Source organism: Nocardiopsis lambiniae, from assembly GCF_031845465.1.
GTDB classification, from domain to species: Bacteria; Actinomycetota; Actinomycetes; order Streptosporangiales; family Streptosporangiaceae; genus Nocardiopsis; species Nocardiopsis lambiniae.
Map to the genome: position 1 here is coordinate 152,157 of NZ_JAVREP010000010.1, position 26,028 is coordinate 178,184.

Annotated in this window: 18 protein-coding genes; 13 read left to right on the forward strand and 5 right to left on the reverse strand. The window is 69.1% G+C overall.

All coding sequences use genetic code 11. The annotated features are described in order from the left end of the window. Positions 1-198: 198 nt before the first annotated feature. The 4 genes from RM479_RS16520 to RM479_RS16535 all read left to right on the forward strand — a co-directional run bounded on the left by RM479_RS16520 (position 199) and on the right by RM479_RS16535 (position 8,375). A complete protein-coding gene (locus RM479_RS16520; protein ID WP_311512609.1) occupies positions 199-1,251 on the forward strand; it encodes a restriction endonuclease subunit S in 1,053 nt (350 codons plus the stop codon). Next, positions 1,248-4,397 carry a type I restriction endonuclease subunit R gene (locus RM479_RS16525; RefSeq protein ID WP_311512610.1) on the forward strand — a complete coding sequence of 1,050 codons (3,150 nt, stop codon included), beginning with the start codon at positions 1,248-1,250 and terminating at the stop codon, positions 4,395-4,397. The genes RM479_RS16520 and RM479_RS16525 overlap by 4 nt, the downstream gene beginning before the upstream one ends. 186 nt (positions 4,398-4,583) lie before the next feature. Continuing rightward, on the forward strand, positions 4,584-6,167 hold the full coding sequence (locus RM479_RS16530) for a serine/threonine-protein kinase (protein ID WP_311512611.1): 1,584 nt from the start codon (positions 4,584-4,586) through the stop codon (positions 6,165-6,167). A 69-nt stretch (positions 6,168-6,236) separates the two neighbouring features. Beyond that, positions 6,237-8,375 (forward strand): UvrD-helicase domain-containing protein, encoded by a 2,139-nt coding sequence (locus tag RM479_RS16535; RefSeq protein ID WP_311512612.1) that lies wholly within the window; start codon positions 6,237-6,239, stop codon positions 8,373-8,375. 62 nt (positions 8,376-8,437) lie between these two features. On the opposite strand, the gene RM479_RS16540 is transcribed toward RM479_RS16535, so the two are convergent. After that, entirely contained in the window at positions 8,438-10,588 is a 2,151-nt protein-coding gene (locus RM479_RS16540) for an AIPR family protein (RefSeq protein ID WP_311512613.1), read from the reverse strand. Between the two features lie 739 nt (positions 10,589-11,327). Between RM479_RS16540 and RM479_RS16545 the strand changes: the two genes are divergently transcribed. Beyond that, entirely contained in the window at positions 11,328-13,385 is a 2,058-nt protein-coding gene (locus RM479_RS16545) for a hypothetical protein (RefSeq protein ID WP_311512614.1), read from the forward strand. A 296-nt stretch (positions 13,386-13,681) separates the two neighbouring features. On the opposite strand, the gene RM479_RS16550 is transcribed toward RM479_RS16545, so the two are convergent. After that, the gene (locus tag RM479_RS16550) at positions 13,682-14,638 is read right to left on the reverse strand and encodes an HNH endonuclease (protein WP_311512615.1); all 957 of its coding nucleotides are present in this window, start codon (positions 14,636-14,638) and stop codon (positions 13,682-13,684) included. Positions 14,639-14,954: 316 nt separating this feature from the next. On the opposite strand from RM479_RS16550, the gene RM479_RS16555 reads away from it, so the two are divergent. After that, on the forward strand, positions 14,955-15,350 hold the full coding sequence (locus tag RM479_RS16555; protein WP_311512616.1) for a hypothetical protein: 396 nt from the start codon (positions 14,955-14,957) through the stop codon (positions 15,348-15,350). A 21-nt stretch (positions 15,351-15,371) separates the two neighbouring features. On the opposite strand, the gene RM479_RS16560 is transcribed toward RM479_RS16555, so the two are convergent. Then, positions 15,372-16,052, reverse strand: coding sequence for an SWIM zinc finger family protein (locus tag RM479_RS16560; protein WP_311512617.1), 681 nt, complete (start codon positions 16,050-16,052; stop codon positions 15,372-15,374). 79 nt (positions 16,053-16,131) lie between these two features. Here RM479_RS16560 and RM479_RS16565 point away from each other — a divergent pair, with 79 nt between their 5' ends. Beyond that, positions 16,132-16,305: a DUF4259 domain-containing protein gene (locus tag RM479_RS16565; protein WP_311512618.1), complete on the forward strand. Its 174-nt coding sequence runs from the start codon at positions 16,132-16,134 to the stop codon at positions 16,303-16,305. A 34-nt stretch (positions 16,306-16,339) separates the two neighbouring features. Here RM479_RS16565 and RM479_RS16570 read toward each other — a convergent pair whose 3' ends face one another. Further along, entirely contained in the window at positions 16,340-16,594 is a 255-nt protein-coding gene (locus RM479_RS16570) for a hypothetical protein (protein ID WP_311512619.1), read from the reverse strand. Positions 16,595-16,806: 212 nt separating this feature from the next. Between RM479_RS16570 and RM479_RS16575 the strand changes: the two genes are divergently transcribed. The 6 genes from RM479_RS16575 (at position 16,807) to idi (ending at position 23,198) form a co-directional block, all read left to right on the forward strand. Then, positions 16,807-17,643: a hypothetical protein gene (locus RM479_RS16575; protein WP_311512620.1), complete on the forward strand. Its 837-nt coding sequence runs from the start codon at positions 16,807-16,809 to the stop codon at positions 17,641-17,643. Between the two features lie 172 nt (positions 17,644-17,815). Further along, positions 17,816-18,481: a DUF429 domain-containing protein gene (locus RM479_RS16580; protein WP_311512621.1), complete on the forward strand. Its 666-nt coding sequence runs from the start codon at positions 17,816-17,818 to the stop codon at positions 18,479-18,481. Positions 18,482-18,941: 460 nt separating this feature from the next. After that, complete coding sequence (locus RM479_RS16585; RefSeq protein WP_311512622.1) at positions 18,942-20,342, forward strand: family 2B encapsulin nanocompartment shell protein; 1,401 nt, start codon at positions 18,942-18,944, stop codon at positions 20,340-20,342. Between the two features lie 41 nt (positions 20,343-20,383). Beyond that, entirely contained in the window at positions 20,384-21,589 is a 1,206-nt protein-coding gene (locus tag RM479_RS16590) for a family 2 encapsulin nanocompartment cargo protein terpene cyclase (protein WP_311512623.1), read from the forward strand. Positions 21,590-21,662: 73 nt separating this feature from the next. After that, entirely contained in the window at positions 21,663-22,526 is an 864-nt protein-coding gene (locus RM479_RS16595) for a geranyl diphosphate 2-C-methyltransferase (RefSeq protein ID WP_311512624.1), read from the forward strand. Between the two features lie 81 nt (positions 22,527-22,607). Continuing rightward, entirely contained in the window at positions 22,608-23,198 is a 591-nt protein-coding gene (gene idi, locus RM479_RS16600; RefSeq protein WP_311512625.1) for an isopentenyl-diphosphate Delta-isomerase, read from the forward strand. Between the two features lie 290 nt (positions 23,199-23,488). Here idi and RM479_RS16605 read toward each other — a convergent pair whose 3' ends face one another. Then, complete coding sequence (locus RM479_RS16605; RefSeq protein ID WP_311512626.1) at positions 23,489-25,762, reverse strand: HelD family protein; 2,274 nt, start codon at positions 25,760-25,762, stop codon at positions 23,489-23,491. Between the last annotated feature and the right edge of the window lie 266 nt (positions 25,763-26,028).

Below are 26,028 nucleotides of genomic sequence, written 5' to 3' on the forward strand. Positions count from 1 at the left end.
ATCAACGCCCATGCCCTTCCAGAAGCTACAGACTCGGAGTATCGGTTTCGATACTTGGATATTAGTGCAGTGGGCGCGGGAGGAAGGCTAGATATCTCAGGGGAAATGGTGAGGTTCTCGGATGCGCCATCGCGTGCCCGCCGTCTTGCTGCGCCTGGGGATGTTGTGATTTCCACAGTTCGGACCTATCTTCGCGCTGTGGCCGAAGTGCCTAAATCGGTAGAGCCGCTGGTATTTTCCACCGGATTTGCTGTACTGAGCCCGAAGGGTGTAGTCGACTCGCGCTTTCTTTCCTATTCTTGCCTGTCTGAGGTTTTTATTGGTGAGGTTGTTTCTCGTTCTGTCGGGGTTGGCTATCCTGCAATCAATTCAAGTGATATTGGAAATATTGAAGTCTGGATCCCGGGTATTTTTGAGCAGCGACGCATTGCGCGCTTTCTTGATGGTGAGATTGGAAATATTGATCGCATCATCGTCTCGCGGTGTCGACAGCTCGAACTCTTTGATGAGCGTTTGTCGAGTATGCTATCTGAGCGTCTGATTCCTGGGATCGTCGGCAACACAGTTGGCGAGTTTCCATGGCCCTGGCTTCCCTTGATGCGTGAGACTTCCCCTCTGGTGCGGCTTGGATATGTGTGCCGGGTCCAAGGTGGAGTCACGGTCGACGCCTCCCGTAAGCCATCCGAAAGTGATGTCACCAGGCCCTACCTTCGTGTGGCGAATGTGAAGGCTGACCGCCTGGATCTGGAATCCGTCACGAATATTACCGTTCCAAAATCGGTGGCCGATCGATCTACGCTACGACCCGGCGATGTGCTGATGACCGAAGGCGGGGACATCGACAAGCTGGGGCGTGGCACGGTCTGGCGTGGGGAGATTCCCGGAGCGCTCCACCAGAACCACGTGTTCGCACTGCGGCCGGACCCCGAGCGCTTGGACGCCGAATACCTCGCGCTATTGACTCGGTCGATCCATGGGCGCTGCTACTTCGAGGCGACAGGTGTGCAGAGCACCAATCTGGCGTCGACGAGTAGTAGCAAAGTGAAGTCTTTTCCTGTTCCCCTGCCCACCCTCCAAGAGCAGAAGTCAGCGGTCGCAGAGGTGAACCGGGCTTTGGGCGAGGCCTCTCGGCTTCGATCCGCTCTGGAATCCCAGGTCGCTCTTCTGGAAGAACGCAAGCGGGCCCTGATCACGGCCGCTGTCACCGGTCAGATCGATGTCACCACCGCACGAGGAGCCGATGTGTCATGAGCCCCGTCTACGACGAGAGAACCTTCGAGGAGAACATCGTCGCCTCGATGCTGGCCAACGGCTGGGAGAAAGGCCTCAACAGCGACTACCGGCCAGAATTCGGCCTGGACACCGGCCAGCTCTTCGCGTTCATCGGCGCCACCCAGATGAAGGAGTGGAACCAGCTGATCGCCCGCTGCGGTGACGACCAGGCGCGGGCCCAGCGAACCTTCGTGCAGACCCTCGCCAAGCGCATTCACGACGAGGGCACCCTCCAGATCCTGCGCAAGCACATCCGGGTGGAGGGTCTGACCTTCAAGCTCGCCTACTTCAAGCCCTCGCTCACCGCGGCCGAACACGCCTTCAGCAACTACGACAAGAATCGCCTCAGCGTCACCCGGCAACTGCGCTACGCCGCCAAGTCCGGTGACGTGGGCAAGTCCCTCGACCTCGCCCTGTTCGTCAACGGCCTACCCGTCGCCACCGCCGAGATCAAGAACCCCCTCACCGGCCAGAACGTCGAGCACGCCAAACACCAGTACGCCCACGACCGCGACCCCCGCGAACTCCTCTTCGCCGAACGCGCCCTCGTCCACTTCGCGGTCGATCCCGATCTGGTCTTCCTCACCACCAGGCTCGCGGGCAAGGACACCTGGTTCCTGCCGTTCAACACCGGCTCCGAGGGTCCCGGGAACAGCGGCGGCTCGGGCAACCCCCTCCCCACCGCCGACGGGTCCGGCTACCGCACCGCCTACCTCTGGGAACAGGTCTGGGACGTCGACAACTGGCTCGACCTCCTGGAGCGCTTCGTCCACGTCACCCGCGACAAGGACGAGAAGGGCCGCACACGCGAGAACGTCATCTTCCCTCGGTTCCACCAGTGGCACGCGGTGCGCAGCCTGGTCGACCACGCCGCCCGACACGGTGCCGGACATAACTACCTGGTCATGCACTCCGCCGGCTCGGGCAAGTCCAACACCATCGCCTGGCTCGCCCACCGCCTGTCGTCCCTGCACACCCCCGCCGACCCCGCCCTGATGGACCCTGCGGCACTCGCCAAGGGCGTGGAGCCCGACACTCCCGTCTTCGACAAGACCATCATCATCACCGACCGCTCCGTCCTGGACCAGCAGTTGCAGGACGTCGTCGGCGGTTTCTCCCAGGTCAAGGGTCTGGTCCGTCCCATCGGCGGCAAGGGCGGATCCAAGTCCGCCCAGCTCGCCGAGGCGCTCTCCACCTCCTCCGAGCGCATCATCCTGGTCACCCTCCAGACCTTCCCCGCCCTCCTGGACTACCTCCGCCGGGAACCGACCGACATCCAGGGCGGCAGGTTCGCCATCGTCGTCGACGAGGCACACTCCTCCCAGAGCGGCGAGGCCGCCAAGGACGTCAAGAAGGCCCTGCGCGACCTGGGCCTGGACGCCGACGACGACGAGCCCGACACCCCCGAGACCGCGGAGGAGGCACTGCACAGGTCGGCCGCCTACCGGGGCCGCAGCACCAACCTGTCCTACTTCGCCTTTACCGCCACCCCCAAGCACAAGACCCTCAACCTGTTCGGTGTCCTCGACCCGGCCACCGGCAAGTACGAGCCCTTCCACACCTACTCCATGCGCCAGGCCATCGAGGAGGGGTTCATCCTCGACCCGCTGCGCAACTACACCACCTACAAGTCCTGGTACGAACTCCTCAACGGCAACCCCGACGACCAGGAGGTCGACGCGGACAAGGCGAGCGCGCAGCTCGCCCGGTTCGTCCGGCTGCACCCGACCACCCTGGCCCAGCACGCCGAAATCATCATCGAGAACTTCGACAGGATCACCCGTCCGCAGATGGGCGGCAGGGCCAAGGCCATGGTGGTCACCAGCTCCCGCGAGGCCGCGGTTCGGATGTACAAGGCCATCGAGAGCTATCTCAAGGACAGCGGCGCACCCGACCCCGGTGTCCTGGTCGCCTTCTCAGGCTCCCTCAAGCTCGATGGCGAGACCGAGGAGACCGAGAGCAAGATCAACGATTTCCCCGAGCGCGAGCTGCCCGAACGCTTCGCCTACACCCGCGCCGACGACCCCAACGCCGGGCGCAACGGCAAGCGGGAGTACCGCGTCCTCATCGTCGCGGAGAAGTACCAGACCGGGTTCGACCAGCCCCTGCTCACCACCATGTTCGTGGAGAAGTCCCTCAAGGGCGTGGCCGCCGTCCAGACCCTGTCCCGGCTCAACCGCACCCACCGGCTCAAGAGCCAGAGCGACCTCTTCGTCCTCGACTTCGTCAACGACGCGGAGGACATCCAGGCCTCCTACAAGGACTACTACGAGGAGGCGGTGACCGGCGAGGCCGACCCGGACCTACTGAACACCCTCAAGAACCGCCTCATGACGGGGGCGGACATCCTCGTCGAAGCGGAACTGGAGGGGTTCGCCGCCGCCTTCCACGAGGTCGAGAACGGGCCCGGGACGGCCGACGGAATCCAGAACCATCCCGAGCTCAACCGCTTCATCACCCCGGCGGCGGAGCGGTTCGCCCAACTTGTCGACGCCGAGAACGAGAAGCGGACCGTCGCCGAGGAGTTCCGTGCGGGTCTCAACGACTACGTCACCAAGTACGCGTTCCTCTCCCAGGTCATGCGCTACCCGGATCCCGAACTGGAGCGGCTCTACCTGTACGGCCGCTTCCTGCTGCGCAGGCTCCCCGCACGGCGGGACGGCGGCGTGGACATCGGCAAGGTCGAGCTCATCGACGTCGACGTGACCAAGGCCGGTGAGCACGACCTCTCGCTGACCGCGGAGGGGACCCAGGAGATCCCCGGCTTCTCCGACGGTCGGGGAGACCTCTCCGACCCCAAGATGATGTTCCTGTCCGAGGTCATCGAGTTCTTCAACAAGCTCTTCGGCCGACCACCGACCGAGGCGGACCTGAGCATGATCCAGGAACGGGTGCTGGACGCCGCGGCCAAGCCCGATCTCCAGCAGGCGGCCTTCGTCAACAGCGAGGAGGCGTTCCGCCACAAGTTCGACCCGGTGATGAAGGAGACGATGATCAACCGCTACGAGAGCAACGTCGAGATCACTGAGGTCTACCTCGGCGACCAGGAGGTCCAGAACAGCATGAACAGCTTCATGAGCCGGGCCGCTTACCGCCTCATCCGCCAGCGCGGCACCGCCGTCTGAGCGGACCGTGCACCGAGGACGCTCCGAGACCGCCGGCCGGGGTGAACCGTCAAGGGACGAAAGTCCACCGGACACCCCGGCCCACGGGCCATAGGATCGCCCCGCAAGCGAAGGACCACGACGACCGTGCGGTCGGGCGCCCCTCCCCGCCACCGCCCGCCCGCACCCGACCCGGATGGGGGCCCGGTGTACGCCATACCCGATCGGATCGCCGACCGTTACGAACTCACCGATCCGATCAGCACGGGCGGGATGGGCCAGGTCTTCCGCGGCTACGACACCGTCCTTGACCGCCCGGTCGCGGTCAAGGTGATTCGGCCGGACCTGGTGACCAGACCCGACAAGTACCCGGAGCTCGCCGCCCGGTTCCGGCGCGAGGCACGCGTCACCGCCCGCATCGAACACCCCAACGTCCCCGCCGTCTACGACGCGGCCGTGGACACCGACCAGGGAATGCTCTACCTGGTCATGCAGCTCGTGCGTGGGGAGCCCCTCGCCGACCTCATCGCCGAGCAGAAGCCCCTGCCCATAGCGACGGTCGCCGCGGTGGCCGCGCAGATGTGTGCGGCCCTGTCCTACGCCCACGCCGTCCCGGTCGTGCACCGCGACCTCAAGCCCGGCAACGTCATGATCGCCGACGACGGCACGGTCAAGGTCCTCGACTTCGGCATCGCCGCCGTCCTGCGCACCGACATGACCCGGATCACCGTCACCGGAACCCAGCTCGGAACCTGCGCCTACATGCCGCCTGAGCAGATCTCCGGGGGCGGCGTCAATCCCCGCAGCGACCTGTACTCCCTGGGGTGCGTCCTGTTCGAGATGCTCACCGGGCGCACGGTGTTCCCGCCCGAGTACGGGCCCCTCCAGCAGCAGAACGCGCACGCGTACGAGGTGCCCTCGCCACCCTCCCTGCTCGTGTCCGGCCTGCCCGAGGACCTGGACCGGCTCGTCATGGACCTGCTCGCCAAGGATCCCGAGGCGCGCCCGGCCTCAGCCCAGGACGTCCACGACCGACTCGTCCCCCACCTGCCCCTCCCCGACCCCACCGCCCCGGACAAGCCCCTCCCGCCCGGCGGGATGCCCGACCCCACGCGCCCCTACCGGCGCCCGATGGCGCCCCGGCCCAGGAAGCCCGTCGAGAAACCGACCCGGCCGCTGCCGCCCACCCTGGTCGAACCCACCGACCGGTTCATCCCCGGCCTGGACCCCGGTGCGCTATCCGAGGCCGATGCCCACGCCCAGTCGCTCATCGCCGACGAGCGCTACGCCCAGGCCGTGGGCGTCCTCGACGAGGTGATCGATCCAGCGGCGTCCGCGCTCGGGACCGAGTCCGACCAGGTCGTCGAGCTGCGCCTGCTGCGCGCCACCGCCCTGGTGTTCGGCGGCGACGCCGGTCGCGCCCTGCCCGAGTTCACCGCTCTGGCCGACGTCCTGGAACGGCAGGCCGGCCGGGACGACCCCCGCGCCCTGCTGTGCCGCCAGCAGGCCGCCTACTGCCTTGCCCTGCTCGGGGAGACCACCCGCGCCCTGCGGGCAGGGGAGGAACTGCTCGTCCGGATCCGTGAGGTCGGCGGCGACCGCTCGGAGGACGCGCTCGACCTGCGCCAGGCGATCGCCATGTGGCGATTGCGCTCCGGTGACACCGAACGCGCGGCGCGCGAACTCGGCGGCCTCTACGACGACCTGCGGGCGGAGTACGGGCCCCAGGCCCCCGAAACCCTCCAGGTGGCCGAACTCATGGCTCGGCTGAGCCGCCGCGACCGACCGTAGGGGTTCGTCCGGCGTCCCGCCCGCCGCCCTTGTCCCGCCCCCTGCCTTAGCCGAAGGAGCCCTCCGCCGATGCCCCAACTCGCCCTCAGCAAGCAGTTCTTCGCGAGCGGGGAGTACGACGAACTCCCCCCGGTCGCCCGCAAGAACGTCCGCCTGGCGATGGAGAAGTTCCGGATCCTGACGCACGCCGAACTCAAGGCGGACAAGGGGCTCAACTTCAAGAACCCCCAGGGCCGCCGCAGCCGGAGCATCTTCACCTTCAAGGTGGACAACTTCTACCGAGGTGTGGTGCTGGCCCCCGAGAGCGGAGACAGCTACCTCCTCCTGAAGGTCCTTCCGCACGACCCCGCCTACGACTGGGCCAACAAGCAGGAGGCCGGGGTCAACCGGCTCACCGGAGCGGTGGAGATCTGGGACGCCGAGGGGCTCGAACGCCTCACCCCGGACCTGGAGGAGCAGGCGGCTCCCACCACCCCCGGGCAGCGGCTCTTCGCCCACGTCTCCGACGGGGACCTCACCATCCTGGGCATCAGCGCAGAGGTGCTGCGGGCCGCCCGCACGGTGGTGGACGCCGATGCCCTGGCGACCCTCGTCCCCTTTCTGCCCGAGGACCAGTGCGAGGTCCTGCAATACCTCGCGGCCGGGTTCGGCGCGGACGAGGTCTGGCGGGACATCGTCGCCCACCGGCCGACCAGGGGCGCCGACACCGACCTGGACACCGCCATCCGCAACACCCCCACCCGGGTCAAGCTCGTGTCCGGCCTGGACGAGCTGGAGGAGATCCTCTCCCAGCCCTTCGTCGCCTGGCGGACCTTCCTGCACCCGGCGCAGCGCAAGGTCGCCTACAAGGCCAGCTATCCCGGCAGCCACCAGGTCACCGGAGGCCCGGGAACCGGCAAGACGGTCGTGGCCATGCACCGCGTCAAGCACCTGCTGTCCTACCTGCGGCCGGGGGAGCGGATTCTGCTCACCACGTTCACCAACACCCTCGCCGCCGCGCTGCGCACCGGGATCGGACAGCTCGTGGACGATCCGCGCCTGCTCGACCGCCTGGAGATCTCCACCGTCAACGCGCAGGCCAGCAAGGTCCTCACCGAGGCGAACGACGGGCGCGCCCCGCGCTTCCTCACCGATGCCCAGGAACTCGACCGGTGGCGGAGGATCACCACCGACCGGGGGCTCGGGTGGAACGCCGAGTTCCTCCAACAGGAGTACCGGCACGTGATCCTCGCCCAGCGCCTGGACACCCTGGAGGAGTACCTGGGAGCCTCCCGCACGGGCCGCGGCAGCCGCTTGAACGCCGCGCAGCGCGAGCAGGTGTGGGGAACGGTGACCGCGTTCACCGAAGGCCTCGACGAGGACGGGAAGGAGACCCACCTGCGCGGGTGCGACCTGGCCGCGCGCGGCTTGGAGGGGGCGGGACCCCTGTTCCGGCACATCGTGGTCGACGAGGCCCAGGACCTGCACCCGGCGCAGTGGCGGTTCCTGCGCGCCGCCGTCGCGCCCAAGCCCGACGACCTGTTCATCGCGGGCGACCCCCACCAGCGCATCTACGACGCGAAGGTGTCCCTGAAAGCCCTGGGGATCAACGTGGTGGGCCGTTCGCAGCGGCTGCGCCGCAACTACCGCAGCACCCAGCAGATCCTCACCTGGTCGCAGCCCCTGCTGGCCGGCGGGAAGGTGGAGGCATTGGCGGACGGGGGGACGGAGTCCCTGGCCGGGTACCGGTCCGCGCTCCAGGGGCCCGCGCCGACCGCGCACGCCGCCGCCGACCCGAACGGCGAGATGGACGCGCTCGTGGAACGGGTACGCGACTGGATCGGATCGGGGATCGAACCGTCCTCGGTGGCGGTCGCGGTCCGGTTCGGATGGGTGGGGAGGAAGGCCGCCGTGGCCCTGGCCGACGCCGGGATCGAGACGTGCGGGCTGCGCGAGGCCGACGACGACACCCCGGGCGTGCGGGTGGGGACCATGCACTCGCTCAAGGGGTTGGAGTTCCGGTGCGTCGCCGCGGTCGGGGTGTCCGACGGCGCGGTTCCGTTCCCCAAGGCGGTCACCCCCGCGGAGGTGGACGAACTCCAGCACCGGACGGACCTGATGGCGGAGCGCTGCCTGCTGTTCGTGGCCTGTACCCGTGCCCGTGACCACCTGTACGTGTCGTGGCACGGTGCCCCCAGCCCGTTCCTGGCCGAGGCGGGCATCGCGTGAACCGGGGCGGCGGGCGGAGCGGTGGAGCCGCGCCACCCGCCGTTCCAGGGACGGCCGGCCCGCTATTCCTCTTCGCCGAGTTCCTGGAAGACCCGCTCGGCGCACTTGTCCATGCGCTCACCGTCGATGTACCACCGTGCCGGGCCCTGTACCGCCACCGGGGAGTCCTCCCAGCCCGCGAGCTCGTACATGGTCATCACCAGGCCGCTGGGGGAGTGGTGCCCGCCGTCGGCCTCCCACAGCAGCGGGTACTTGCGGTTGTTCGTCCAGGTCGCCCGGACCCGGCGCGGATCCTCGGTGAGCCAGTCGCGCATCGCGGCCGACTCCGTGGCGGACAACGGCCGGTACTCCAGGGGTGTGCCCGGGCTCAGTTCTCCGGCGTTCAGCAGGATGGTCACGCTGTTCGGGCGCCGCGCCTTGCGCGGGCGCCGGTTGGCCTTGGCCCGGTAGTCGGTGGAGACGGGCGGTGCCGCCGCGCCTGAGCGCAGATCGCGGAGTGTCAGCTCGGAGAGTTCACGGCAGCGGGTGGGGTCGGACAGGACACGGGTGACCGACGCGGGGGAATCGGAACCGTGGGCTGCGTCGATGTGGTGCATCAGCCACGGCATCGCCCGGTCTGTCAGGGGGACGGCTGCGGCCACGGCCTCGTCCCAGTCGTATTCGTCGGAGTTCATCTCCTTGCGGTCGACGCATTGGAAGACGAGGTGGGCGATGAGGAGGTCGCCCCGGTCAGCGAGGTCGAACCCACGCCCTCGGAGCCCTTGGGAGAGTTCGTGCAGCCGGTTGCCGACGGCGCGTCGGAGCCGGACCGATCCCCAGACCTGGGCGGCTCCCAGTCGCTCCCCGAAGAGGAGACCGTAGGTGCTTCCCTCGCCTCGTTCCCACAGGGTGTCGACGTTCTGCTTCGCCCGGACCACCAGACGGGGGTTGGGGTGCGCGCAGGCCAGGGCGATCGCCGCCTCGACCACCGAACACCCCTGCTCCGGGGCGGGGTCGGGCTCGCCTCGCCGGTAGGTGTACTGCAATCCTCGCAGGGAGAACTCCTCATCGATCAGCGACTGCGTCCTGTCCAGGGAGACGAAGTCACGGTCCTTGACCGGGTTCTGCCGGTTTCGGGCACGTGTGATGCGGGTGGGCAGCCCGGGATCGCTGCCGTCCTTACCGGTGCAGATCACGTTCACGCTGACGAGGGCCTGCGCGAGCGCCTCCGAGTCGTCCAGCATTGCCCGGTGCAGGGCCGTCACGCTCTGGGCGCCGTCGATCACGCTGGCGTTGTGCAGTGTCAGCTCCACCGGCCTGCTCTGCTTGCGGGTTTCCGGGAAGGTCGCGTCCAGCGAGTCGCAGATGACGGTGATCCCGCTGTGGAGATGCAGGAAGAGGTCGGGATCGCCGATGACGGTGTCCGCGATCTCGGAGTTCACCTCGGTCCCTCCGAGGAAGTCCCGGATGTTGCGGCGGAACAGGTGCCTTCCGGCCTCGGAGTACCAGGCGGCGACCTGGTCGGCGCGGACGAAGCCCTGGTAGAGCTCCACCGGCTCGTGCCGGTAGAGCCATTGCCCCATGGTCGCCCGGATGGGCTGGTCCTCGGGAGCCTCTTCGACGCGGACCTGCTCCCACAGGCGGTGGGTGTCGAGAACCTGGAGGTCCAAGGTCAGACCGAAGCCGTTGGTCTCAGTGAACTCCTCGTCGAATACGCCGAGCACGTCCGGGTGCAGGTCTCCGGGGCCGGTCACGGCGACCACGAAGTGCACCCTCGCCTGGAAGCTGTTCAGCACGGCGCGGATGCGCTCCGCCATGTTGTTCACGCGCTTGTTGAAGCGGTCGTACTCGTGCTTTTCTAGGAGCTTCCACCCGCGGATGAACTTCAGGGCAGCGGCCTGGTCGAGACTCGCCCGCCCATTGGGACTCCATTTCGACTGCACCAACCAGATCTCGCTGGTGTTGCCGGAGACCGCGATCGCGTCGATCCCATGGTCGTCGCGACCGTCGATGACGCACATCGCGGCCTGCTCGTCCCTGTCCTCACCGTTCCAGCCGGTCACACCTCGCGTGGCCAGGGCCGCCAAGCCGCGCGACAGGAAGGCCTTTTCGCGTTCCTGGGGCTGTTTGCCCTCGTAGTCGCCCATGTCGATTCGGCCGGCGAAGTCCCGGTTCAGGACGAACTTGATCTGGCGAAGGGCACGTTCGGCGTGGGCGTCGGCCAGACGCTGCATGCGTTCCTCTGTTCCGTGGGGGGTGGCTGAGGGGATGAAGACGATCGTACTGATGACGCCGGGGGGGACGCAGCTGGTTCACAGTTCCACGAGCGCTTTTCCGGTGTACGCGGACGAGTGGTCTTCGGGTCCATGGAAACAGGGGCGCGGGCACGGAGCCATGGCCCGGATCGGCTCCGGTGGACATGCTCACCACCTCTTGGGGTACAACGGGGTCGCCGACCGCCGTCAGGTGTGGTTCTTCCCTGCCTGTGACCTGGCCGAAGGCCACTGGGTCATCGTGGTCTGCACAACCGTGTTCACGCCTACAACGTGAAACGGGCTCAGGATTACGCGGCAACTTTCCCCGGGCTCCCCCCATCCCGGAACCCCCGCCGCAGCATGTAGGAAAGCGGGATCGACGACGCGACCTTTCTCGCAGCCCTGGCCTCGACTCGAACCTTTGGCCGGGTGTACCGCGATCCGCGACCCTCGCCGGGGTGGTCTGCTAATCCCTCTACCGCCGTAGGCCCCGAACCCGGCCTCAGCCCTTCATCTCCGCCACCCGCATCTGGCCGACAAGGTCGCGCCTTCGGTCGGCCCTGATCGTCGATGGTTCAGCCCTGCGCGGCCGTTAACTCCGAGACCCTGACCGGAACCGGTCAGGAGCACCTGATGCCGGAACGTTCACCAACGGTCACCCCTGGTGTAGAACTAGTGGTCGCGCTGTATTTGTCCCTGCGGAACGGTCGGGAAGAGCATGGCGGAGCCGGTCAGCGGCACGGTGAAGAACACCCTGGTCAACTGGGGGCAGATCCTCAAGATGGTGCAGATCGGTAACCTGCACGGGCATCTGGCGATCTACCTGGGCGACATGGGGCGCCTGACGACCGAGGAAGTGCGCAACGAATACCAGCAATACCTTGAGGCGACCTTCGTTCCAGCCGATCAGGAGAACTTCGACCGCTTCCAGAAGTATTTCTCCGAGGATGGGAAACGGCTGGCGGTCCTCGTCGGAGAACCTGGCAGCGGTAGGGAGACGGCGGCCATCGCTCTCCATTCGTCCATCGGTCTGAGCGTTCACTCGATCTCCCTGAGCGAGGCTCTTGGCTCCCCGGTCAAGGTCTCCGAGTCCCAGAACGAAGCCCCGGACATCCTCCTGTCCCGAACCCACCCCTTGTCCGGTGTCGGATACCTGGTCGATGTCTCAGGACTGCGGAGGATCGATGACAAGACTCTGGGTGAGCTTTCCGCCCTGGCCTCGCGAGTCGTCGCTGAGAAGGCGGCTCTGACGATTGTTGCCCGACCCGGGCAATTGGACGGTGAACTGATCCATGTCCCCGTACTCCATGTTCGGCGCCCTGCAGGCATCGACGTCCTCGCTCGCCATTTGGGTCACTTGTTCGGTGCCGCTATCCGTAATGCCTGGGTCTCCTGGAACAGTGTCACCGAGCTGATGCGTACGGCCAGCCCGGCCGACGCGGCGCGCCTGGCCAGGATCGCGTTCCAGATCAAGAACTCCGGGTACGACGGGGGCGGTTTCGACACCTGGATCCGCACCTCGATCGACGCTTATGGTGACTGGGCGTCGGACATCCGCGGTTGGTTCGAGGAGCACAGAGGCGGTGACGCCGAGGTGTGGTCCAGGGTCGTCCTCATCACCACGGCGTTCCTTGAGGGGAATTCGGCGGACGATGTCCTCGGTTCCGCCGATCTGCTCGCACACGAATTGAAGATCGGGCCAGGAGACGCCGGAGGGCTGACCGGGTTGGGCGTGGACCCGACGCTCGAACTGGTCGGAGCACACCGTGCGCCCGACGGTTTGGTCCGGTTCCGCAAGCCCGACTACGCGAGTGCGGTGCTGGTCTACCTCTGGGAGCAGCATCCAAGGCTGCGTGAGTCCCTGCGTTCCTGGACCGACTCCCTGATCACCGAGGTGAGCTCGAAACCCGCCACCACGCTTCGAAGCACCTGGACGAGACTGGCCCTGCTGCGCCGTGACCAGGCCCTCACGGTCGATCTGTTCAATCGCTGGTCCCGAGAGGGCAAGACTCGGCTGAGCGCGGCGGTGTTCGCCGCCGAGATCGCGTCTTCGCCGGATTTCGGCAGTGCCATGCGCGCACGTCTCTATGACGCCGCGCGCAGCCCCGTATCCGAACACCAGGCGGTCGCGGTCGCCTACGCCTGCGCGCTCTACGGGGAAGTGAACCCGGCGTCCGCGCTCGTTCGGTTGAAGTGGCTCGCTGAGGCGGATTCGGACAGAGTGAGGAGGGCCGTGCTACGTGCTCTGGAGGATCTGGCGGGCAATGATGAGAGGTGGTTCGACGTCGTCGACGCACTCTTGCAGGAGTGGTGTGGAGTCGGTACCTCGGACGGCCGCAGGTCGGTGGCCCACCGATTCGCCGTTCGTTCACTGGCCGCTTCTGATCACGGTGTTCCGTTACTCCTCACCCGAATGAACACCTACACAGGCCTGGACAGACAGGGCATGGGCGACTACATCGCGGACCTGTGGGGAGCGCTGCTCGACACTGAGGATGAGGAAATCGCGCTGCAAGCCGTCGGAACCTGGGTCTCATGCACCCTGGAGGACGAAACCAGGTTCGACGACATCGAGGAGCTTTTCATCAGGGCCGTTGTGGGGGGCGGGGAGGCGGAAGTAACCGGGGAGAAGGTCAAGGGACGCATTCTCACGGCGATGAGGATGATCAACCAATGGTGTACCGGGAACGGCGTCGATCCCCGAGTCAATACCGTCTACACACTGCAGGCCCGCCTACTCGCGTCACATGTCCCCGGAGGGGCTTCTTCGACCTGAGTGCTTGGCTGCGGCCTTTGTCGGTGAACGGGCAGGTACCCGCCCGTACGCAAACCGGATGGGCTCTCAGATTGCTGGGCGCGTGGCGGCCACGACCAGGTGTGAGGGGGGTGTAGGACTGCGCGCAGGCGGTCGTCCAGCCGCTGTATACGGGCATGACCGCATGCAGCTCGTCCCGTCCGTTTACCAGGGCATGGCCCCGCGGTGTCGTGCCGGGCCCGCCTTCGCCCGGAAGTAGGGCCGGCGAGGGCGGAGCATCGGTTCGGGAGACGTTACTGGCCCTCAGGTGGATCGAGTCAGATGAAGACCGTCTCCATGTGGTGCCGTAGAGCGTCGACGGCGGGGCGGTCGGCCTTGTTCTCGGGGAGGCGGATCTTTATGCCTTCGAGGGCCGTGTACTCCTCGGCCGCGCCCGTGTGCAGGCGGGGGCTGACTCGGACGGTGAAGTCGGGGGAGACGGCGATGTAGCCTGCGTCGAAGAGCTTGTGCAGGTCCGCGCGGAGCAGCAGGCCGTTGTCCAGGCGGTGCAGGCCGCCGTCCGCGACCGGGTGGATGTGGGCCGCCTCCAGGGCGGGCGGGAGGGCGAGGCCGGTGACGGCGCACCGGCCCGCGTAGGCCTCCAGGAGGGCCAGCTTGAACGCCTGCTGGCCGAGGCGTCGGCGTACCCGGCCGTATCCGCCCCGGGTCGGACCGTCGTGCTCCCAGGTGGCGGTGTTCTCGGGGCCGTCGCTGACGGGGTCGCCGATGGCGGTCAGGATGCGTTCCGCGATCGGGGTGAAGTACGCGGCGTGCCGGTCGTCCCCGAGGATGTCGTCGAAGCCCTGTCCCTGAACCTGGTTCTTCGCGAAGTCCGGGGGTGCCGGAAAGGTCGTGCCCTCGTCGAAGAACACCGGGTCGCGCAGCATGATGCAGCCGATCAGGGGGTCCTCACCGGGCCGGATCGCCGGTTTTCCGTTCTTGACCCGGTACCGGTTGAGGGCGTCCCTGAGCTCTCCCGGGGACTCCCTGCCGTTGCCCTCGCCGAAGGCCTCCCAGGCTCTGGAAATCGGAACCCGGGCGAACTCGCTGAACACGGCCCCGCCCACGATCCTGTTGTGCGGGTACTTGGTCTTGAACAGGAACAGGTCACCGGTGCCGATGCGTCCGAAGCCCTGTTCCGACGAGGGACGCCAGAAGTTGATCTCCTTCAGGTGGGGGCGTTGCGCGAGGAACTCGGCCCAGGGCCGGTCAGTGACTCCGACATATGCCTTCATGGAGTGAATTATGGCTTTCCTGGCGTTCCGTCGGGCCGTCGGGTGGTGGCCGGATGCGGTGCCGGGATGCCTTGCCTGTGGGGGCCCGTGGGTCCTCGTGCTGATCGCCGTCGTGTTCGGTCTGGTGAGCGCCGGTACGGCGGCCGATGCCGTGTCCGCTGCCGCTCATCCGGGGACCGGACGTTGGTGTGCGGCGATCCGTCGCTTTCCGGACCTAAGACTCTGGAGCGGCTCGCGGGGCTCGGATAGGTTCTCGCCACCGTGCGGCCTCCCCGGCCGCCGGTTCACGGCAGTGCGCCGACGCGATGGAGGAAGCGTGTACGGAAAGACCGCTGTCGAGTGGGAGCAGTTGGTCGACGCGACCGTGCACGTGCTGGAGGAGCGTGCGCGGGCGGGTGCGGTCGTGACCTACACCGAGGTGAACCGCGCGCTCGTGGTGCGTACCGGACAGCGCCCCTTCGATTTCTCCCAGCCGGACGATCGGGCCGCTGTGGGCCGCCTGCTCGGGGAGGCGGTGGAGCGCACCCTTGACGAAGTCGGTGCCATGATCTCGGCGATCACCCTCTACCAGGGCGGAAACGACCCCGGCCCCGGCTTCTACGCCTTGGCGGCGGAGAAGGGGCTGCTGACCCCCAAGGCCTCCCCGGCCCAGAGGCTGAACTTCTGGACCGGGCAGGCGAACAGGGTCTACGCCCACTACCGGTTCCTCTGAGGCCGGTCGCGGCGGGCGGGGTCAGAACCCGCCGGATGCGCGGAGGTGTTCCAGAGCGGCGACGACCTCGCCGTCGGGGTCTTCGACCATGTCCTCGGCTTCGTCGGTGAGGGAGTGCAGCAGGTCGGTCAGTTCCATCGCCTCCTCGACGCGCCCGGACGAGGCCAAGAGGTCGACGGCGTCGGCCGCGCCGCGCACGGCGCGGGCGTACTCGGCGGCCTGCTCCCAGGGGACCGTGTCGGTGAGGCGCAGGGCTCCGTCCAAGAGGACGCGCAGGGCGTCGAGGTCTGCGGCGGAGGCGGCGGCCCGCATCTGGAGGTCCAGGGCGAGTGCGGGGGAGCGGTCGGTCTCGGCCAGGAGGGCAGAGAGGAGCTCCTCCCGGTCCAGGGAGCGCAGGTAGTCCTCGGGGTCGGGTACGGCGGGCGCCGTGGACCCGTGCTCCTGCTCGTACAGGTGCACCAAGGCCACCGCGACGACGTGCTTGCAGCAGTTGCCCTCCTGCGCCCACGGGCAGGTGCAGTCCCAGGAGAACCGCCGCCCGGTGCGCAGTTCCACGCGGTAGCGGCGGGTGCCCGACACGGTGGCCCGTACGCTGTCGCCCTGGTGGAGGAGGCCGGACACCCGGTCCAGGTAGTCGATGCCGCGGTCGAAGGACGTGTGTCCGGCCATGTCACGGAGGGATTCACGGGTGAGGGAGGTCATGGCTCCATGACACCACGGCGGGTGCGGTTCCCGGGATGGATATCGAAACGGTCGACGGCGCCCCGCAGGCTGCCCCTGTATGAACGATGCGGGGAGGGACACGGGCACCTGGGACACCGGCCCGGTCGGTAACGACACGGCAGCGGACTTCTGCGGTGGCCTCGACGACGCGGCCACCGAGGAAGGCGCGGGCATGATCCGCGACGCGCTGCTGTGCCCACCCGCCCCCGGGGACCGGCTCGGCTTGTTCTGAGTCCGGCGCTCTGAGTCCGGCGCCGAGGTCGCGGTCAGGCGTGGCGGGAGCGTCCGGTGGGGGTGCGGTGGAGCAGGGCCGGGGAGCGCGTGCTCCTGCGGGTGGCGGTTCTGCGGGTGTGTTCGGGGCGTCCTCGGCCCCTGGGGAACCGAGCGCACCAGCCCGAACACGAGCACCCGGGCCGAGTGCAGCGGCCCGGGACGGTGCGGCGCTCCGGGGCCGCCATCAGCACCAGCTCGCACACCACCGCGTTGAGCGGGGTGGACAGGCGGGTCGGGCTCGTGCGCATGCGCTCCCTCAGTTCCTCGGCTCCGGAGGGGTTCCGGTGGTCCGTCTCCGGGCGAACCTACCCCTGGGCCCGGAATCGGGGAAAGGGGTTTTCCCGCGCTCGCGGCACATGGGGACGAAGCGGGGACCGGGGCGCCGACCTGTCGGAGGAATGGGGTAAAACTGTGCGAAGTTCGCATATCCCCTGATGGACAAGTGAAGACGGGATCCCCCATGCCCCTGACCCCGCGTGCGGTGCTGTGCGCGGCGTTGGTCGCCGCGTCGACCCTCACCGCCTGCGCCCCCGCCGAGAACCTGCTGAACGATGTCGTCCGCGACGTCACCGGCGTCCCGATCACCTATGACGAGGTCGACCGCGACGACCCGTTCGGCGGTACCGAGGCCGAGGGGTACGACGAGGAGTTCGTCGTGCCCGAGGCGGCCGGGATCGGGGAGTACCCCGCCGACCGGATCCAGGAGGCCTATGACGTCACCGGCGCGTTCCTGGACGCCGTCTACCTGGATCGGACCTCCGTCTTCGAGGGCGACGACATGCGCTTCCGATCCCTGCTCGCCGGACAGGCCCGGGACTGGTACCAGGAGAACGCCGGACACGAGGATCCCGCCCTCGACACCCGCTCCCTGCTCTTCCACCTGACGCCCGGCACCGCCGAACCCATCGGCGACGTGGTCAAGGTGAAGGGCCGCATGTGGGCCGAGACGGCCCAGGACGAGACCGGATGGGACTACCTGGCGGTGCGCACCGAGTACACGATCGTGCACCCGGTCGCCCGGCCGGGGGAGAAGGTGTCGGTGCGCCTGGTCACCTCGCACTACGGAGAGGTGTCCTTCTACGACCTCGGTGACGGCCGCTGGGAGGCCTGGCCGAACTGGTGGCGCTCGGCGGGCCCGGCCCACTGCCTGTGGGACGAGTACACCTTCACGCCCGCCTACCCCGACGAGATGCCCGAGGGCGAACGCCCCAAGGGGTGGATCGAGGGGGATCCCTACGACCTGGAGGCCGCCCGCGACATGGACGAGCAGGAGTGCGGCGCCATCGGCGCCACCTGACGCTTCGGGGGGCGTCGGCCGACGAGCCGGCCGCCCCGGGCCCTCGTCGGGCGCTCGCGCCCGCCCCGGCGGGCGGTGCTTCCGGGCCCGTCCGATTCTTCCGCGTTCCCGCCCTCGGATCCGCCGGGCGTGGCTGACGCGCTGTCGCGATCCGGACGTCCACACTGGTGGCATGGACGTGGTGGGGATCGATGGGTGTCCGAAGGGCTGGGTGGCGGTCCGTCTCGTGGACGGTCGTTTCGACGGGGCCCGGTTCTGCCCGACCCTGGCCGAAGCGACCTCCATGGCCGGGACCGTCGCGGTCGACATCCCCTTGGGCCTCCTCGATCACGGGTGGCGCGAGTGCGACGGGCTGGTGTCGGCGCTTCTGAAGGGGCACGCCTCCAGTGTCTTCCGGATACCCCCGAGACGGGTCGTCGAGGCCGACGGCTACGAGGCCGCCAACACCCTGTGCAGCGAGCTGACCGGGAAGGGCCTCAGTCGCCAGTCCCACGCCCTGTTCCCGAGGATCCTGGAGGCCGACGCCCTGCGCGAAGCCGGTGTGCCGGAGCTGCACGAGGTCCACCCCGAGCTCTCGTTCCGGGTCATGGCGGGCCGCCCCCTCCGGTGGTCCAAGAAGACCTGGAACGGCCAGGCGGAACGCCGCCGCCTGCTCGACTCCGCCGGGATCCTGCCCCCCGACGACCTCGCGGAGGCGGGTTCGGTCCCCGTCGTCGACGTCCTCGACGCGACCGCGGCGGCGTGGAGCGCCCACCGCGTCGCCACGGGGGCGGCCCAGTGCCACCCCGACCCCCCGCAGCTCGACGGGGCGGGGGGACCGGTCGCGATCCGCTGCTGAGACCCCGCGCGACCCGAGGGCCGGAACCCGCACTCCAACGGGACCGAGACCCGGTGCGGCGACCACCCCCTCAGAACGATTCCGCGGCTTTTCGTGTGCCTCATTCCTTATGTCGTTCCGAAGGGGACGATGATCCGGGGATGAAATTTCATGATCTTTCGGGCAGGCGTGTGATATGGGTCGCGGAAATGCATCCGAAGGTTTATTTTTAAGGGTCTTAGTATTTTTGGGTTATGGGATGATGGATCATGGTGATTGGCCGGTGAATTCGGCTTTCTCCTTGCGGTCGTCACTTCTGTGCCCCTAGTGTGAGCAGCGCTTTCGTGGTCGGCTTCGCGTGCTCGGAAATCGCTTCCGAACCGCGATGGATGTCCGATTCTCGATTTCCCCTCCCTCTTCCGGGTCCCTTTCGGGTGCGCGGAACGGGTTCTGCACACGACACACAGGAGATGTACGGCCGATGTCGACCGAAGCCCCCGAGGTGAGTACCGGTCAGCAGAAGAGCCTGAGCACCGCGGCCGCGCGGAATCTGGCGACCACCACCAAATCCGCCCCCCAGATGCAGGGCAAGAGCTCCCGCTGGGTCCTCAAGACCCTGCCCTGGGTGCAGACCGAGGGCGGTGTCTATCGGGTCAACCGTCGGTTGTCCTACACGCTCGGCGACGGCCGCATCGAGTTCCACCAGACCGGATCGCAGGTCAAGGTCATCCCCCGCGAACTCGGAGAGCTGGCGCTGCTGCGCGGCTTCGACGACGAGGAGGTGCTCACCGACCTCGCCGACCGCTTCACCCAGCACGAGATCGAGCCCGGCCAGGTCCTGGTCTCCGAGGGCGACCCGGCCGACCGCCTGTACCTGATCGTGCACGGCCGGGTGAGCCGGATCGCGACCGGCCACTACGGGGCCAGCGAACGGCTGGGCGTGCTCGCCGACGGTGACCAGTTCGGTGAGGAGCACCTGGTCGAGGACTGCCCGACCTGGGACTTCACCGCCCGGGCCGACACCGCCGGCCTGGTGCTCTCGCTGACCAGGCAGGAGTTCGCTGCCGCACTGGACCGCTCCGAGTCGCTGAGCTTCCACGTGGAGTTGTTCGGATCCCTGCCGCAGCAGAGCCAGAACAAGTACGGCGAGGCCGAGATCGAGCTGTCCTCGGGTCACCTCGGCGAGTTCGAGCTGCCGCAGACCTTCGTCGACTACGAGCTCCACCCCCGCGAGTACGAACTCAGCGTCGCCCAGACCGTGCTGCGCATCCACAGCCGGGTCGCCGACCTCTACAACAAGCCGATGAACCAGACCGAGCACCAGCTGCGGCTGACCATCGAGGCCCTGCGCGAGCGCCAGGAGCACGAGCTGGTCAACAACGCGGACTTCGGTCTGCTCAACAACGCCGACTTCGGCCAGCGCATCCAGGCCCAGGAGGGTCCGCCCACCCCGGACGACCTGGACGACCTCATCACGATGCGCCGCAACACCCAGTACCTGTACGCCCACCCCAAGGCGATCGCGGCGTTCGCCAAGGAGTGCAACAAGCGTGGTCTGGCCCTGGACACCGCCGAGGTGAACGGCAACCGGCTGCCCGCCTGGCGGGGCATCCCGCTGCTGCCCTGCGGCAAGATCCCCGTCACCGAGCACCGGACCTCCTCGATCATCGCGGTGCGCACCGGCGAGGACAACGAGGGCGTCGTCGGCCTGCACCAGGTCGGGCTGCCCGACGAGGTGGAGCCGGGCCTCAACGCCCGGTTCATGGGCATCGACGACAAGGCGGTGATCTCCTACCTGGTCAGCACCTACTACTCGGCCGCGATCCTGGTGCCCGACGCGGTCGGGATCCTGGAGAACATCGAGGTCAAGCCGCGTGCCTGACGCATCGCCCGAGACGACACCGACGAAGGAGGGGTGAGACGGTGTCATCGCTGTCCAGGATGTTCGCGGCGCCCGCCGCCCCAGAGACGGCGGCGCTGGTCGACGCGCTGCTGCGCGACCCCAGACGTCCGGGCCCCGCCGAACTGCCGGTGCCCGGGCGGGGCCCCGCGCCGAACGGCGCGGGGACCGGGACCCCGTCCCTGCCGGTCCACCCGCCGGGCCCGCTCCCGTCCTCGGGAGCGATGGGGACCGAGGTGGCCGGGTCACGGGTCGCGGGCGGGGGAGCCGACCCCGTGCCGGTCCTGTACTGCCCTCCGGCGGTGCGCGACGACCCCGCGCTCGGCGACGAGGTGGACGACCGGCTCGTCGCCTGGGCCGAGGAGGTCGGCGTGTACCCGGGTCAGCTCGACCGGGTGCGGGCCGCCGGGTTCGGACGGCTCATCATGCTCGCCCACCCCGAGACCGACGACCCCGACCGGCTGCTGGCGGCAGCCAAGTGCGCCCTGGCGGAGTGGTCGGTGGACGACCACTACGTCGACGGGGAGGTCGAGGAGGCCCGGCACGACCTGCTCGGGCAGCGCCTGGCCATCGCCCACTCGGTGATCGACCAGGCGCACCTGCCGCGCCGCTACGCCCCCGAACTGGAACGGGTGGTGCGGGCCGACCCCGTCGCGGTGGCCCTGCGCTCCAGCATCGAGAACCTGGGCAGGTACGCCACCTGGCAGCAGGTGCGCAGGCTCCGGCACGAACTGGCCATCATGTTCGTCGCCTACAACCAGGAAGGCGTCTGGTACACCACCGGGCAGCGCCCGCCGGTCTGGGAGTTCCTCATGCACCGGCACGAGAACAGCTTCGTGCCGTGCATGGCCCTCATCGACCCGGTGGCCGGGTACGAGCTGCCCGCCGAGCAGTTCGGCCGACCCGAGGTCCGGCGGGTGTTCACCCTGGCCGGATCCGCCAGCGTCATCGTCAACGACCTCTACTCCATGGGCAAGGAGGACGTCGACGACTTCAGCCTGCCCCGCCTCATCGAGACCGAGGACGGCTGCTCGCCCCGCGAGGCGATGGAGCGCACCGTCGCGATCCACGACGAGCTCATGCACGTCTTCGAGGCCGAGGCCGCCGCACTGGCCGCCACCGGGCCCCCGGAACTGGGCCGATTCCTCTGGGGCCTGTGGGCCTGGATGGGTGGCAGCCGGGAGTGGCACGCCAGCACCGCCCGCTATCACCGCACCGCTCAGGCCTGAACCGAGCGCACGCTCCGCGGGGCCGGCCACCGGGTCGGCCCGCGCACACCATGACGACAAGGAGTTCCTCTCGATGACCGACACCATGCCCTCGACCGCGGACAAGGTCCTGCGCACCGCCTACCAGGAATCGGTGGCCGCCTACTGGAACGCCGAACAGGACCCGGTCAACATCCGCCTCGGCGACGTGGACGGCCTGTACCACCACCACTACGGGGTGGGGGACTACGACCCCTCCGTCCTGGAGGGCCCCGAGGAGACCCGGGACCAGCGCATCATCGAGGAGATGCACCGCCTGGAGACGGCCCAGGCCGAGCTGCTGCTCGACCACCTCGGGCCGCTGGGGCCCCAGGACCGGATCATGGACACCGGATCCGGGCGGGGCGGGACGAGCTTCATGGCCAACGCCCGGTTCGGCTGCTCCGTGGACGGGGTGAGCATCTCCCGCAAGCAGGTGGACTTCTGCAACGCCCAGGCTCGCGAGCGCGGGGTGGACGACCGGGTGCGCTTCCACTTCCGCAACATGCTCGACACCGGTCTGGAGACCGGGTCGCTGAGCGCGAGCTGGAACAACGAGTCCACCATGTACGTGGACCTGTTCGAACTCTTCGCCGAGCACGCCCGCCTGCTCCGTCACGGTGGCCGCTACGTGACGATCACCGGCTGCTACAACGACGTGACCGGCGGTCGCTCCAAGGCGGTCAGCCGCATCGACGAGCACTACACCTGCAACATCCACCCGCGCAGCGCCTACTTCAAGGCGATGGCGGCCAACGGGCTGGTTCCCATCTCCGTGGTGGACCTGACCGACGCCACCATCCCCTACTGGGAGCTGCGGTCCCACTCCTCCGTCGCCACCGGCGTCGAGGAGCCCTTCCTGACCGCCTACCGTGAGCGCAGCTTCCACTACCTGCTCATCGCGGCCGACCGCATCTGAGCACCCGGGGCCGTGTCCGTCCGCGGGCACGGCCCCGACGCCGCACACGGCAGTCACCACCCGCACGCACGAAGGACGGCGATGTCCCACACCGCGAGAACCGCACCGCCCGAGCGCGCGCCGGCGCCCGCCGACACGATCATGCTCGAACTCGTCGACGAGCACGGGGTCACCACGGGCACGGCCGAGAAACTGGCGGCGCACCGGGCGCCGGGCACCCTGCACCGGGCCTTCTCGGTCTTCCTCGTCGACGACCACGGCCGGCTGCTCCTCCAGCGCCGGGCCCTGGACAAGTACCACTCGCCCGGTGTGTGGTCCAACACCTGCTGCGGCCACCCCTTCCCGGGGGAACGGCCGCTCATCGCCGCCGTTCGACGGGTCGGCGAGGAACTCGGGATGGCGCCCGCCCTGCTCCGGGAGGCCGGCACGGTCACCTACCGCCACCCCGACCCGGAGTCGGGGCTGGTGGAACACGAGTACAACCACCTCTTCGTCGGCCGCGCCGACCGGCCGACGCGCCCCGACCCCCGGGAGGTGGCGGAGGTCCGCGCGGTCACCCCCGGAGAACTGGAACGGCTGCGAGCCGAGGCACCGTTCTCGGTGTGGTTCACCACGGTGTGGGAGGCCGTTCTCCCTCGGCTTCGGGAGTCGGTGCCCGACGGGGGCTGGTGACGGCTTCCCGGCGGGCCCACCGAACCTTCCAGGGCCCACCGAACCTTCCAGGGCCCACCGGAGGCTCCGGGGCCGACCGGTCCGGGCTCTCACCCGGCTCCGGTGCCCACCGGTCGGTGGGCGAGAGGGGCGAGGAGATCCCGGTCCCCGCGGTCGGCCAGGTGCTCCGACAGCCGTTGCGGTGGGGCGCCCTCGGTGAGGCCGACGGCCCGGACAGGGCGGCCGGACCGCCGGCGTCCGGGGCCGGACCGGCGGCTCCCCTTCCCCACGCCCCTCACCGGGCCGTCGCCTCAGCCGGCCAGCCTCCGCAGGACGGCGGGGAGCGGTCCGGTGTGCGCGACGGTGAGGCGGCGGGTGGCGCGGGTCAGGGCGACGTACAGGTCGTTGGCGCCGCGCGGTGCCGCCAGCAGCGCCTGCGGGTCCACGACCACCACCGCGTCGAACTCCAGCCCCTTGGCCTCGGTGGCGGTCAGCACCACCACGTCGTTCTCCAGCTCCTCGGCGCGGGCGGCCGTCGGCAGGGCCGCCCGTACCGCCGCCACCCGCTCGTCGGCGGTGATCACCGCGACCTTGCCCTCGCCGATCCGGCCCCGTTCCCCGTCCACCAGCGCGGCCAGCCCGTCCAGGTCGGCGGGCAGGGGCACGGCGCGCGGCGGGGCGCCGTCCTCGCGCACCGACTCCGGGGGTTCCTCGTCCGGGGCGGCCTCGCGCAGCACGTCGGCGGCGACCTCCATGATCGGCGCGGGCGTGCGGTAGTTCACCCGGAGCCGTTCCACGTGCACCTTGCCGCGCGCGTACGGTTCCAGCGCCCCGGTCCAGGAGACCGCCCCGGCGGCGCTGCCGGTCTGGGCGAGGTCACCGACGACGGTCAGGGAGCGGGTGGGAACCCGGCGCATCACCGTGCGCCAGGCCATGGGGGAGAGTTCCTGGGCCTCGTCGACGATGACGTGCCCGTAGGCCCACTCCCGGTCGGCGCCGGCGCGTTCGGCGGTGGTGAGGTCGGCACCGCCGTGGCGGTGGCGGGCGGCCAGGGTCGCGGCGTCCAGCACCCCCTCGTCGGCCAGGCCGGTGAACTCCAGGACCCCCTGGGCGTAGCGCTCCTCCTCGGCGCGTTCGGCGGCGGCACGGCGCTCGCGGGCGCGGCGCCCGCCCTCGTCGCGGCCGAGCAGTTCGGCGGCCTCGTCGAGCAGTGGCACGTCCTGGACCGTCCAGTCGGCGTCGGCGGGGCGGTGGAGCAGGGCGGCCTCGTCGGGGGAGAACCCGGCCCGCGCGCCGACCCGGGACAGCGCGTCGCGGTCGGTGAGGAGACCGCGCAGCAGGGCCTGCGGGGTCAGCACCGGCCACAGGGCGTCCACGGCCTCGCGCACCGGGTCCTCGGACCACAGGCGTTCGCGGACGAACCGCGCGTCCTCCCGTTGGAACGGGCGGCCCAGGGCCTCGGCCTCGGCGCGGGCGAGCGCGGAGAGGAGTTCGGTGACGGTGTACCTGCGGGCGACGTTGTGCGCCAGGCGCAGCCCTCGCGCGGTGCGCACGATGTGCGCGCAGGTCGATCCGGGCACGGTGAGGGTGGTGCCGTCGACCTCCACCACGAGGTCGTCGGCGCCGAACGCCTCGCGTGGGGTGCGCTGTCGGTCGGCGACGGCGGACCGGAGCAGATCGACGACGCGGGTGTCCCCCTTGAGCGCTGCCACCGGGTACGGGTCGTGCCGGTGGGCGGACACCCCGGGGAAGAGCCCGCCGAGGGTGCTCATGACCGCGTCGGTCTCGCCGAGGGAGGGCAGGACGTCGCCGATGTAGCGCAGGAACGCCGGGTTGGGCCCCACCACCAGGACGCCGCGCCGCTCCAGTACGTGGCGGTGGGTGTAGAGCAGGTACGCGGCGCGGTGCAGGGCGGCGACGGTCTTGCCGGTGCCGGGCCCGCCCTGGACCACGAGCACGCCGTCGAGCCGGGCCCGGATCACCCGGTCTTGTTCGGTCTGGATGGTGGCGACGATGTCGCCCATGCGGCCGGTACGGCCGCTGCGCAGGGACGAGAGCAGGGCGGCCTCGCCGACGAGCCGGCGGCGGTCGTCGGCGCCGAGCCCGTCGATGTCGAACACCTCGTCGTCCAGGCCGACGACCCGTCGGCGGCGCACGCGCAGGTGGCGTCGGCGGATCACCCCCTGCGGGTCGCCGGGGGTGGCGGCGTAGAAGGGGCGGGCGGCCGGGGCCCGCCAGTCCACGAGGATGGTCTCGTACTCGGCGTCGCGCAGGCCGATCCGACCGATGTAACGGGCCTCGGGGCCGTCGTCGTGGACGATGTCGATCCGGCCGAAGCACAGCCCCTCCTCCACCGAACCGAGGCGGGCGCGCTCCCGCGCGTGTTCGTACGCGCGGGACTCGCGTTCCACGATGGCGGCGAAACCGGAGCGTTCCTGGAGGTGGGCGGCGGCGAGCCGGTGCGCGGTGCGGTCGCGCAGTTCGTCCAGACGCGTGTACATCGCGTCGACCCGCCCCTGTTCGGCGGCCAGTGCGGCGCGCTCGGGGGAGACCGTTCCGGAGGTGTCGGATTGACCCACGGGCATCCTTCTGATAGGCTAAGCGCTAAGGACAAGATTTTTCTTGATCCTTGGCGTGCAGAGTTTCCCACCGTAGCACGCCCTGGGCCCCGGCACGGACGGTACGGACGGGACGGATGAGAGCGCCCCGACCGGCCGCTCCCCTCCCGGCGACGCCGACACGGATCACGCGGACTTTCCCCCGAAGGCTCCTCACGCGCCCCCGCACCCGCTACACTCTGCCCCATGCGAAACACCTCCGTTCAGGCCCAGTGGTGGCGCCGCCTCTAGGC